This is a genomic window from Actinophytocola sp. (assembly GCF_036002505.1).
Classification (GTDB): domain Bacteria; phylum Actinomycetota; class Actinomycetes; order Mycobacteriales; family Pseudonocardiaceae; genus DASYTH01.
Genome location: NZ_DASYTH010000458.1, coordinates 1 through 10,927, shown reverse-complemented (window position 1 = coordinate 10,927; position 10,927 = coordinate 1). Strand labels below are relative to the sequence as shown.

At 70.1% G+C, this 10,927-nt stretch carries 11 protein-coding genes and 1 other RNA gene; 8 read left to right on the top strand and 4 right to left on the bottom strand.

All coding sequences use genetic code 11. From position 1 onward, the window contains the following. Positions 1 to 88 precede the first annotated feature (88 nt). The 4 genes from ftsX to VGR06_RS40265 are packed head-to-tail and all read left to right on the top strand — an operon-like array spanning position 89 to position 3,072. Entirely contained in the window at positions 89 to 985 is an 897-nt protein-coding gene (gene ftsX / locus VGR06_RS40280; RefSeq protein WP_327564510.1) for a permease-like cell division protein FtsX, read from the top strand. Continuing rightward, a complete protein-coding gene (locus VGR06_RS40275) occupies positions 982 to 1,647 on the top strand; it encodes a hypothetical protein (RefSeq protein ID WP_327564509.1) in 666 nt (221 codons plus the stop codon). The genes ftsX and VGR06_RS40275 overlap by 4 nt, the downstream gene beginning before the upstream one ends. Before the next feature lie 36 nt (positions 1,648 to 1,683). After that, entirely contained in the window at positions 1,684 to 2,160 is a 477-nt protein-coding gene (gene smpB / locus VGR06_RS40270; protein ID WP_327564508.1) for an SsrA-binding protein SmpB, read from the top strand. Beyond that, complete coding sequence (locus VGR06_RS40265; protein ID WP_327564507.1) at positions 2,161 to 3,072, top strand: amidohydrolase family protein; 912 nt, start codon at positions 2,161 to 2,163, stop codon at positions 3,070 to 3,072. Here VGR06_RS40265 and VGR06_RS40260 read toward each other — a convergent pair. Beyond that, positions 3,057 to 3,446, bottom strand: coding sequence for a DUF3224 domain-containing protein (locus VGR06_RS40260; protein WP_327564506.1), 390 nt, complete (start codon positions 3,444 to 3,446; stop codon positions 3,057 to 3,059). The genes VGR06_RS40265 and VGR06_RS40260 overlap by 16 nt on opposite strands. Positions 3,447 to 3,521: 75 nt before the next feature. Between VGR06_RS40260 and VGR06_RS40255 the strand changes: the two genes are divergently transcribed. Together VGR06_RS40255 and lon are read left to right on the top strand one after the other, a co-directional pair. Then, positions 3,522 to 4,334: a helix-turn-helix domain-containing protein gene (locus tag VGR06_RS40255; protein ID WP_327564505.1), complete on the top strand. Its 813-nt coding sequence runs from the start codon at positions 3,522 to 3,524 to the stop codon at positions 4,332 to 4,334. A 58-nt stretch (positions 4,335 to 4,392) separates the two neighbouring features. After that, the gene (gene lon / locus VGR06_RS40250) at positions 4,393 to 6,768 is read left to right on the top strand and encodes an endopeptidase La (RefSeq protein ID WP_327564504.1); all 2,376 of its coding nucleotides are present in this window, start codon (positions 4,393 to 4,395) and stop codon (positions 6,766 to 6,768) included. Positions 6,769 to 6,826: 58 nt separating this feature from the next. On the opposite strand, the gene VGR06_RS40245 is transcribed toward lon, so the two are convergent. From VGR06_RS40245 to VGR06_RS40235, 3 genes are all read right to left on the bottom strand, one after another. Then, positions 6,827 to 7,471 (bottom strand): response regulator transcription factor, encoded by a 645-nt coding sequence (locus VGR06_RS40245; RefSeq protein ID WP_327564503.1) that lies wholly within the window; start codon positions 7,469 to 7,471, stop codon positions 6,827 to 6,829. Beyond that, complete coding sequence (locus tag VGR06_RS40240; protein WP_414637434.1) at positions 7,459 to 8,592, bottom strand: sensor histidine kinase; 1,134 nt, start codon at positions 8,590 to 8,592, stop codon at positions 7,459 to 7,461. The genes VGR06_RS40245 and VGR06_RS40240 overlap by 13 nt, the downstream gene beginning before the upstream one ends. An 88-nt stretch (positions 8,593 to 8,680) precedes the next feature. Beyond that, complete coding sequence (locus VGR06_RS40235; RefSeq protein WP_327564502.1) at positions 8,681 to 9,403, bottom strand: sensor domain-containing protein; 723 nt, start codon at positions 9,401 to 9,403, stop codon at positions 8,681 to 8,683. A 170-nt stretch (positions 9,404 to 9,573) separates the two neighbouring features. On the opposite strand from VGR06_RS40235, the gene ssrA reads away from it, so the two are divergent. Both ssrA and VGR06_RS40225 read left to right on the top strand, forming a co-directional pair. Then, positions 9,574 to 9,947, top strand: a transfer-messenger RNA (tmRNA) gene (gene ssrA, locus VGR06_RS40230). A 261-nt stretch (positions 9,948 to 10,208) separates the two neighbouring features. Beyond that, the coding region (locus VGR06_RS40225; protein ID WP_327564501.1) for an ABC transporter substrate-binding protein at positions 10,209 to 10,927 on the top strand (719 nt) is incomplete at its 3' end.

Below are 10,927 nucleotides of genomic sequence, written 5' to 3'. Positions count from 1 at the left end.
GGACCTCGGCCGGGTCGTCCGCGACGACGCCCGCGGCGTCTACGGCATCGGTCGCTGACCCATCGACTCGTAAGGACTGACTCCCCCGATGCGTGCCAGCTTCGTCCTCAGTGAGGTTCTCACCGGTCTCCGGCGGAACGTCACCATGACCATCGCGATGATCCTGACCACCGCCATCTCGCTCGCCATGCTGGGCGGCGGCCTGCTGTTCGTCCGGTTGATCGACAAGAGCCAGGCGCTCTACCAGGACAAGCTCGAGGTCAGCGTGTACCTGGTGAACGACGTCAGCGCGAACGACAAGAGCTGCGCCAACGACCCGTGCCGGACGCTGCGCTCGGACCTGGAGAAGGACCCGGCGATCGAGACGGTCACGTTCGAGAACCGCGACCAGGCCTTCGAGCGGTTCAAGCGGATCTTCGAGGCGCAGCCGGAGCTGGTGAAGCTGGCCCGGCCGGAGGCGCTGCCGGCGTCGTTCCACGTCAAGCTGTTCCGGCCGGACCGGCCCGATGTGATCCAGCAGACCTACAACGGCAAGCCGGGCGTGGACAACGTCATCGATCAGGGTCAGTTCCTGCGGGACATCTTCGGAAAGTTCAACCTGGTCCGGAACCTCGCGTTCGCGATCGCGCTGGTGATGGCCGTCGCCGCGCTGCTGCTGATCGCCAACACGGTGCAGGTGTCCGCGTTCACCAGACGCACCGAGGTCGGCATCATGCGCCTGGTCGGCGCCACCCGCTGGTACACCCAGCTGCCGTTCCTGCTCGAGGCCGTGGTCACCGGCGTGGTCGGGGCGATCCTCGCGGTGGTCATGGTGGTGATGTTCAAGGGTCTGTTCCTGGATGACCTGCTGGGTGGTCTGACCAACGTGCTCGGCGGCGTCACCACGCTGGACATCCTGCTGGTCTCGCCCTGGCTGCTGCTGACCGCGATCGGTATCTCCGCGGTCACCGGATACGTGACGCTCCGCCTGTACGTCCGGACGTGACCGATCCGGCGTGGCCGGATTACCGGCGCGAGGTGTTCGGTGACCCGTACGAGGTGTGGCACACCGGCGCGGATTTCGGCGTCCTGATGGAGCGGTACCGCGCCGGCGGTGACGCGGTGCTGGACATGCTCGAGCTCGGCATGGCGGCGAACGACGAGCTCGCCGCCCGCGGCCTCGAGGTCATCGCCCGGAGTGCTTCGCCGGGCAGCGCGGAGGCTCGGCGCTCGGCCACGCCGGTTCGGGTCGAGCGCATGCTGCGGGCGGCGAGCTCGTCGGCGCGGGGCGGCTTCCTGGTGCGGGTGGCCGAGGCGCTGTTCGCGCTGACCGGGGACCCCGCGCTGGGCGACGCGATCGCGTCCGCGCTGGTCCAGACCCCCTGGACGCTGCAGCGGATGGACGCGGCGATCGCGCTGGTCGCGTTCGAGCCGACCCGGCGGATCGTGGACGCGCTCGCCACCGGGGTACGCGCCGACGAGTACCTGCTCCGATACCACTCGGCGGGGTCGCTGAGCCACCTGGCCGGTGGTCCGCGGGACGTGTCCACGGTTCCGGAGCTGGCCGAGCTGATCGCCGCGCCCCGGTCGGGCCGGCCGCGCCGCTCGGACCGGAAGCGGTGGGCGGCGGCGGCGGACCGGCTGGCCGCGCCGTTCGCCGGGCTCTGACCAGCGAACGAAACCCGCGCACGTAACCTGTAGCGCATGGCGAAGGAGGTCGGCCGCAAGGTCATCGCGTCGAACCGGAAGGCTCGGCACGACTACGCGATCCTGGACACGTTCGAGGCCGGGGTGGTGTTGCAGGGCACCGAGGTGAAGAGCCTGCGGGAGGGGCGGGCCTCGCTGGTCGACGCGTTCGCCACGGTGGACGACGGCGAGGTGTGGCTGCGCAACGTGCACATCCCGGAGTACGTGCAGGGCACCTGGACCAACCACGCGCCGCGGCGGACCCGGAAGCTTCTGCTGCACCGCAAGGAGATCCTGCGCCTGATCGGCAAGAGCAAGGAGAGCGGCCTGTCGCTGGTCCCGCTGTCGATGTACTTCAAGGACGGCAAGGTCAAGGTGGAGCTGGCGCTGGCGCGCGGCAAGAAGTCCTACGACAAGCGGCAGGACATGGCCAAGCGGGACGCGGATCGGGAGATCGCCAGGGCCGCCGGGCGTGCGGCCAAGGGCCGGTACTGAGTGGCCGGGCCGCGCGCGGACGAGGACGTCGCGCCCTGGGTGGCCGGGCTGGGGCTGCCCGGGCTGGTCGACATCCACCTGCATTTCCTGCCGGAGTCCGTGCAGCGCAAGGTGTGGGCGTTCTTCGACCGGGCGGCTCGGGAGTACGGCACGCAATGGCCGGTCCAGTACCGGCTGCCCGAGGAAGAGCGGCTGGCGATCCTGCGCCGGCTGAACGTGATCACGTTCGCGCCGCTGGTGTACCCGCACAAGCCGGGCATGGCCTCGTGGCTCAACGATTGGGTTATCGAGTTCGCCGCGCGCACGCCCGGCGCGGTGCCGACCGCGACCCTGTATCCCGAGCCCTCGGTTGTGTCCTATGTGGACAATGCGCTGCGCAGGGGCGCGCGGTGCGTGAAGGTGCACGTGCAGGTGGGCGCGTTCGACCCGCGATCACCGTTGCTGGACAAGGCGTGGGGCCTGATCGCCGACGCCGGCGTGCCCGCGGTGGTCCACTGTGGACATGGCCCGCTCCGGGGCGAGTTCACCGGCCTGAACGTGTTCGCCGAGGTGCTCGCCCGGCATCCGCGGCTGGTGGCCGTGCTGGCACACGGGGGGATGCCCGAGCTGGACGTCGCGCTCGACCTGGCCGAGCGCTACCCGAACGTCCACCTGGACACCGCGATGGTCGGCGTGGCGTTCAACAACTCCGCGGCGCTGCTGCCATCCGACTGGGTGCCCCGGCTCGCCGCCGGGCTCGGTGAGCGGATCGTGCTGGGCACCGACTTCCCGAGCATCCCGCACCGCTACGCGGAGCAGCTCGCGGTCATCGCGGGTTGGGCCGAGGCCGACGAACGCCTCGGCCAACCCTTCCTCCGTGCGGTCCTGCACGACAACCCGTTGCGGTTGCTGGGTTCTCAGCCGAGCTCGTAGTCGAAGGTGAGCTCGACGGTCATCGACCGGGCGGCGAAGCGGGCCTCGCCGCGCAGGCCGGCCAGCTCGCCGGTGCCGCTGCCCGGGACCACCGTGCAGGTGACCGCGGCGGCGCCGTCCTGGTCGGTTCCCTCGTGCCGGAACACGAAGCCGCCTTCGCGGCCGCCCAGCTTGCCGAGCACCCGCTCGAAGCCGGTGATCAACGTCGAGCCGTCCGGCCGGTAGACCATCAGGTACGCCACGGTGCCTTCGCCCTCGATGTCGCCGGTGAAGGTCTTGGTCGCCTTGGTGCGGGTGAGCCTGGGCTGGCCGTCGCCCTCCGCGAACGGCTGCTCGTCCCAGCTCTTCACCTCGAATGTGCTCGTCGATTTCATGGCGGACAGGCTAGGAGCCCTGTTCAGGCCGTGTATTGAACAAACGCGACGGTCCGGCCGGCTAGCCTGGTCGGCGTGGGTGGATCGTTCCGCACCGAGCCGGGGATTCTCTACGCCAACACCGCGCGGGAGAAGTTCCGGTACCGCACGCTGGAGCCGGCCTCGGAGCTGGCGCCGTTCGTCGAGAACTACTGGACCGTGAGCTGGGACCTGCGCGGTGAGCCGCCGTTCACGCAGCGGGTGCTGACCCGGCCCGGCGTCAACATGACGTTCAAGGCGGGCCGGTCGCGTATCGCCGGGCTCACCACCGGGCGGTTCGCCGAGGTGCTCGAGGGCCGGCACCGGGTTTTCGGCGTGCGGTTCCGGACCGGCAGCTTCCGGGCGTTTCTCGGCGCGCCGGTCGCCGGGATCACCGACCGGTTCCTCGGGGTGCCCGAGGTGTTCGGCGAGCGCGGCCAGGCCCTGGAGGACGCCCTGCTCAGGGCGCCCGACGAGGAGGGCATGGCGGCGATCATGGATCGGTTCCTCGGGCCGCTCGCGCCGCGCCGCGACCGGCTCGCCGACGTGGCCGGGGAGATCGTCGCGGCGATCGCCGCGGACCGGAGCCTGGTCCGGGTGAGCGACCTGGCCGCCGGCGCCGGCATGGGGCCGCGCCGGTTGCAGCGGTTGTTCCACGAGTACGTGGGCGCCGGTCCGAAGTGGGTGATCCGCCGCTACCGGATGCAGGAGGCGCTGGCCAGGACCGCGGGCGGGGAGCCGGAGAGCTGGGGTGAGCTCGCCGCCGAACTGGGCTACGCCGACCAGGCGCACTTCATCAGGGACTTCACCGCGAGCGTCGGGACACCGCCTTCTCGCTACGTGCGCTTGCTCGCTCAGGGCGAACGCTGAGCGGAACATCGGCGGTCCCTCCCGAGTTGAGCGGTACAGACTCAACCTTGGAGGATTGATGGCACAGGCTTTGGCGCTGCCGGTTCTGCCGTTGGATGACACCGTCCTGCTGCCCAGCATGGTCGTGCCCATCAGGCTCGCCGGCGACGATGCCGCCGGTGACGTGCGGGCTGCGGTCGAGGCCGCGCAGGCCGCGGTGGAGGGCAACGAGCCGCCGCAGGTGGTGCTGGTGCCGAGGCTCGACGGCAAGTACGCCCGGGTCGGCACGCTCGGCGTGATCGAGCAGGTCGGCCGGCTGCCGCGGGGTGAGCTGGCCGCGGTGGTGCGCGGCACGGCGCGGGTGCGCATCGGGGCGGGCACCACCGGCCCGGGCGCGGCGCTCTGGGTGCAGGTGGAGGTGTCCGAGGAGCCACCGGTCGGCGAGCGCGGCCGGGAACTGGCCCGGGAGTACAAGAGCCTGGTCACCACCATCCTGCAGCAGCGCGGGCTCTGGCAGGTGGTGGACACGGTCGCGCAGGTCGAGGACCCGTCCACGCTGGCCGACATGGCCGGCTACGCCTCCTACCTCACCGAGGAGCAGAAGGTCTGGCTGCTGGAGACGCCGGACGTGACGACCAGGCTGGAGAAGCTGCTGGACTGGGGCCGGGAGCACCTGGCCGAGCTGGACGTGGCCGAGACGATCCGCAAGGACGTCCAGGAGGGCATGGAGCGCCAGCAGCGCGAGTTCCTGCTGCGCCAGCAGCTGGCCGCGATCCGCAAGGAGCTGGCCGAGCTGGACGGTAAGCCGGCGTCCGAGGAGCAGGACTACCGGGCGCGAGTAGCGGAAGCGAACCTGCCTGCGCATGTACACGAGGCCGTACTGTCCGAAGTGGACAAATTGGAGCGGACCTCGGAGCAGTCGCCCGAGGTCGGCTGGATCCGCACCTGGCTGGACACGGTGCTGGAGATGCCGTGGAATACCCGGACCGACGACGCCTACGACGTCCGCGGTGCTCGGGAGATCCTGGACGCCGACCACGCCGGCCTGGAGGACGTCAAGGACCGGATCATCGAGTACCTGGCCGTGCGCAAGCGGCGCGAGGAGCGCGGGCTCGGCGTCGTCGGCGGGCGGCGCAGCGGTGCGGTGCTGGCGCTGGCCGGTCCGCCCGGGGTCGGCAAGACCTCGCTCGGCGAGTCGGTGGCCCGGGCCATGGGCCGCAAGTTCGTCCGGGTCGCGCTCGGCGGTGTCCGGGACGAGGCGGAGATCCGCGGGCACCGGCGCACCTACGTCGGCGCGCTGCCCGGCCGGATCGTCCGGGCCATCAAGGAGGCCGGCTCGATGAACCCGGTGGTGCTGCTCGACGAGATCGACAAGGTGGGCTCGGACTACCGCGGCGACCCCACCGCGGCGCTGCTGGAAGTGCTTGACCCGGCGCAGAACCACACGTTCCGCGACCACTACCTCGAGGTCGAGCTGGACCTGTCCGACGTGGTGTTCCTGGCCACCGCCAACGTGATCGAGGCGATCCCGGCGCCGCTGCTGGACCGGATGGAGCTGGTCACCCTGGACGGCTACACCGAGGACGAGAAGGTCGTCATCGCCCGCGACCACCTGCTGCCGCGCCAGCTCGAGCGGGCCGGGCTCACCGCGGAGGAGATCGCCGTCAGCGACGACGCGCTGCGGCTGATCGCCGGCGAGTACACCCGGGAGGCCGGCGTTCGGCAGCTGGAGCGGTCGATCGCCCGGATCCTGCGCAAGGTGACCGCGTCGCTGGCGGTCGGCGACGGTGCTCTGCCGGTCGCCGTGGGCGCCGGGGAACTGCGGAGGTACCTCGGCCAGCCGAAGCACACGCCGGAGTCGGCCGAGCGGACGGCGGTGCCGGGCGTGGCGACCGGGCTCGCCGTCACCGGGGCCGGCGGGGACGTGCTGTTCGTCGAGGCTTCCCTTGCGGACAAGGAGACCGGGCCGTCCGGGGTCACGCTGACCGGCCAGCTCGGCGACGTGATGAAGGAGTCGGCCCAGATCGCCCTGTCCTACCTGCGGTCCCAGGGCGGGCCACTCGAGCTGCCGGTGGGTGCGCTGGCCGAGCGCGGCGTGCACGTCCACGTGCCGGCGGGCGCGGTGCCCAAGGACGGGCCGAGCGCGGGCGTCACCATGACCACGGCGCTGGCCTCGCTGCTGTCCGGCCGGCTGGTGCGCTCGGACGTGGCGATGACCGGTGAGGTGTCGCTGACCGGGCGGGTGCTGCCGATCGGTGGCGTGAAGCAGAAGCTGCTCGCCGCGCACCGGGCCGGCATCACCACGGTGCTGCTGCCCAAGCGCAACGAGCCGGACCTCGACGACGTGCCGGAGTCGGTGCGTGCGGAGCTGACGGTGCACCTGGTCAGCGACGTCCGCGAGGTGCTGGAGTTGGCGCTGGAGCCGGCGGCGGCCGCGGAGGTGCGGGCCGCGTGAACTGCGATGAATGCCCCATTCAGTGCGTCAGCCGCACTGAATGGGGCATTCATCCCCTTTAGCTCCGATCCAGGAACGTGAGCACGGCGCGGACCCGGCGGTGCTCCTCGGGGCTCGGCTCCAGGCCGAGCTTGCTGAAGATGTTGCCGACGTGCTTCTCCACCGCGCCGTCCGAGACGGTCAGGGACTTCGCGATGGCCACATTGGACAGTCCCTGGGCCATCAGGCTCAGCACCTCCCGCTCCCGCGGGGTGAGCACGTCGATGGGATTTCTTCGACCGCGGGCCATGAGCTGCGCGATCACCTCCTGATCGATGCACGTGCCACCGCCGGCGACCCGGTGCACCGCGTCCACGAACTCGGCGACGTCGGCTACTCGCTCCTTGAGCAGGTAGCCCACCCCGCCGGCGCCGCCGGCCAGCAACTCGACGGCGTAGCGCTCCTCCACGTACTGGGACAGCACCAGCACCGGCAGCCCGGGCATCTGTTCCCGGGCCGCGAGTGCCGCGCGCAGCCCCTCGTCGGTGAACGTCGGCGGCATCCGAACGTCCACGATGGCCAGATCGGGCCGGTGCTCGCTCACCGCGACGAGCAGCCCGTCCCCGTCCTCGACGGCCGCGACCACCTCGATGTCCTCGTCGGCCAGCAGCCGCTGCAATCCGGCACGCAGCAACACGGAGTCCTCCGCGATCACCACGTGCACGGCAGGTCCGCTCTGATCACGGTGGGTCCTCCGATCGGGCTCACGACGGTCATCACGCCGTCAATCGTGGCAGCCCGGTCGGCCAGCCCCACCAGCCCGCCACCCGGCCGGAACGCCGCCCCGCCGTCGCCGTCGTCGGTCACCTCGACCACCACCAGGTCGCCGGACGGGCGGTCCTCCCGCCACACCTTCACCGTGACCTGTGCGGCGTTGGCGTACTTGGCGACGTTGGTCAGCGACTCGCCGACGATGAAGTACGCCGTGCTCTCCACCGCGGCCGGCGGCCGGGGCTCCGCGGTGACGTGCACGCTCACCGGCACCGGGCACTTCGCCGCGAGCGAGGACAGCGCCGCGTCCAGGCCGCGGTCGCCGAGCACCGCCGGGTAGATCCCGCGGGCCAGGTCGCGCAGCTCGGCCACGGCCAGCATGGCGTCCGCCTTCGCCTCGTCGATCAGCGCCCGCGCGCCCGCCGGGTCCCGCTCGAACTTCGCCTGCGCCCGGCCGAGGCCCATGGTCACCGCCACCAGCCGCTGCTGCGCGCCGTCGTGCAGGTCCCGCTCGATGCGCCGGCGCTCGGCCTCCGCGGCGTCCACCCCGCGGGCCCGCGACGCCTGCAGCTTCTGTGCCCGCTCGGTGAGCTGGGCGGTGGTGTTCGTGCCGAGCAGCGTCATCGCCAGCTGGGCGTGCAGCGAGGCCAGGAACGGCAGCACCCAGATCCCGATCGGCAGCAGGATCGTGCCGGCGACGGCCAGCGCGAACTCCACGCAGCTCAGCGGGAAAGTGATCATCTGATAGCCGAAGTTGCGCCACGTCTGCGAGTCGGTGAGCTGCTGCCGCCAGCGCTGCACCACCGTGCCTTCCCGGTGCCGCTGCGGCGTGGGGATCTCCAGGCCGAGCGTCAACTTGATCCACTTCCGTTCGGCGGCGGCGAACCCGTAGATCAGCTGCGTGAAGATCATCAGTACCACGAAGCCGACCCAGATGATGGCCGTGCCCACACCGACCGCGAAGAACGTCACCAGCATGACGAACGCGGCCAGGCTGAGCGGAAAACCACCGAGCATGAAGACGATCGAGCCGAGCACCCGCCGAACCGGGCGCTGGGCGCGGAGATCGGTCATCGGTTCGGCCACCACCCCAGCATCCACGGCGATGGGCCGCGGCACCACGTGCAGATACGGCTCGGCGCGCACGGGTTCGGTCATCGCGTCACACGCCCGGGTACACGTGGGTGCGGAAATCGAAGCCGGCGCTCGGAGCGGTCGTGGCCGCGGGCGCCGTGCGGCCGAGCGCGTCCACCCGGCGCCGGCTCGGGCCGAGCAGGGCGCGGGCGTACCGGGCGTGCAGCGCGCCGAGCGCCTTGGTCAGCGCGATCGTCATGGCCAGCAGGATCGCGCCCAGCGCGGCCCAGGGCAGCGCTTCCCACGCCGAGTCCACCTGGCCGAGCGGGTGGTCCCAGACCTCCGGGTACCACTCGTCCGGCAGGAACCCGAAGTACAGCGGCAGGAACAGCAGCCACAGGCTGACCGACCAGGACACCACCATCATCGTGAACTCGGCCACCCCGACCGGAAGCAGCAGCACGAAGTAGGCCATGTCCTTCCAGGTCGCGCCGTCCTTCAGGCGGGTGCGCCACTGCGCGGAGAGCCCCTCCGGCAGTGGCCGGTACGGCGTGGCGATGTAGGTGTTCAGCATCGCGTGCACCCGGCGCCGCTCCAGCCGCGCGGCGGCCCGCCAGGTGAGCATGGCCAGCGCCAGCACCGGCACGCCCACCCAGATGATCGCAGTGCTCAGCCCCACGCTCAGCGCAGTCACCACGAACACGAACCCGGCGATCCCCACCGGCAGGTTCAGCACCAGGTAGGCCAGCGAACCGAGCACCGGCGGGTTGGGCCGGGTGCCGTCGCGCTCCGTGACGAGTGCCGGTGACATCCTGATCTCCTCGGGTTGGTTCCTCAACGCTGCGACCAGCATCCTGGAGAGCCGGGTCGCCAACCATGGGGTGCGCCGCCGTCCTCGGGGTAGGGCTGTCCCTACCCCTCGGGAACCGGGATGAACCTGGCTCCGCCAGGCGTTAAGCTAGACGGACCAACATCCAGCAAGGGGGTGAACGGTTTCGACTCTGGCCGTTGGGTCAGGGGAAGCGTGCAGGTGCAGGCGGAAGACCACCTCAAGCGTCGCCGCAAACCAATAAGCGCCAACTCTACGAGTCAGCGCGACGTCGCCCTCGCAGCCTAAGCGAGCGTGACGTCTGTCGGCCCGGGGTCGCCTCCGACCCGGTTCGCCGGCATCAGCTAGGAGGCTCACCGAGTCAGGTCGGCCGCGGATCCGACTCGGGAAACCCACAGCGGCTGGGCCCGTCACTTCGGCTAGTTCGCGAGACCGAAGGGGTCAAGTAGAGACACAGTGAACTGCGCACGGAGAAGCCCTGGCTAGACGACAGAGGACCCGGGTTCGATTCCCGGCACCTCCACTCCGGCGACCTGTGTCTGCGGAACGAGCAGACCAGGTCGTTCGGGTGTTTTCTGGGGGCCAAGCCCCCAGACCCCCGGCCGAGGGCTCCGCCCCCGGACCCCCGCGCGTGGTCTGCATCTTTCTGGGGCCCTCGTAGACATCCCATGAATCTGGGCTCGTGGTGGCGCTGAGTTGGCACTGCGGGGTTGACCGTGGTCTAGTCATCCGATGTAATGCTCGCACGGTTGGCTGGTGTGCACCCCTCGATGAAGAGATGGTGGCCATGAGGAAGCTCGTTGCGGTTGGGTGTGTGGCGCTGCTGAGTGCGTTGGGGGCGTGCTCCGTGAAGGACTCTGGCGGGAGTTCGGGGGGTGGGGGGCAGCAGGAGATTTCGTTCTTGACGTTTGAGACGCCGAACTTGACGCCGCAGGTTTGGGATGCGGCGATCAAGCGGGTGACGGACAAGAATCCGGATGTCAAGGTTGACAAGTTGGTTTCGCCTACGCAGGATCGGACGGCGTATGCGAAGCAGTTGTTGGCTTCTGGGCAGTTGCCGGATGTTCTTGTCGCGGTGTCGCCGGCGGGGTTTGCGGAGTCGGGCAATCTTTATGAGTGGAAGTCGGAGGAGTTGGGGGACTTCTTGTATCCGCGGAACGGGGCGATCGGGGGGAAGGTTTACCAGCTGCCGGCGAACACGCAGACGATCCCGGTTGTTTACTACAATAAGAAGCTGTTCCAGCAGGTGGGGATCTCTGGCCCGCCTAAGACATATGCGGAGTTGTTGGAGGACTCGGCGAAGTTGAAGGCGGTGGGGGTGACGCCGTTTGTTATCGGTGGGGGGAAGACGACGCATGATGCGTTGGGGCCGACGTGGGCGGGGATTCTGGGGAACGATGTGTACGGTAAGGATCCGGCGTGGATGGCGGACCGGCGGGCTGGCAAGGTCAAGTTCTCGGACCCTGACTTTGTGAAGGCGGCTGGGAAGTTGGCTGAGTTGGCGGC

Excerpts from the sequence above, each read along its gene's own strand:
- ftsX (WP_327564510.1), top strand. The coding sequence starts at position 89 with ATGCGTGCCAGCTTCGTCCTCAGTGAGGTTCTCACCGGTCTCCGGCGG.
- VGR06_RS40240 (WP_414637434.1), bottom strand. The coding sequence starts at position 8,592 with ATGACCGATCTCCGCGCCCAGCGCCCGGTTCGGCGGGTGCTCGGCTCG.
- lon (WP_327564504.1), top strand. The coding sequence starts at position 4,393 with ATGGCACAGGCTTTGGCGCTGCCGGTTCTGCCGTTGGATGACACCGTC.
- VGR06_RS40235 (WP_327564502.1), bottom strand. The coding sequence starts at position 9,403 with ATGTCACCGGCACTCGTCACGGAGCGCGACGGCACCCGGCCCAACCCG.
- smpB (WP_327564508.1), top strand. The coding sequence starts at position 1,684 with ATGGCGAAGGAGGTCGGCCGCAAGGTCATCGCGTCGAACCGGAAGGCT.
- VGR06_RS40260 (WP_327564506.1), bottom strand. The coding sequence starts at position 3,446 with ATGAAATCGACGAGCACATTCGAGGTGAAGAGCTGGGACGAGCAGCCG.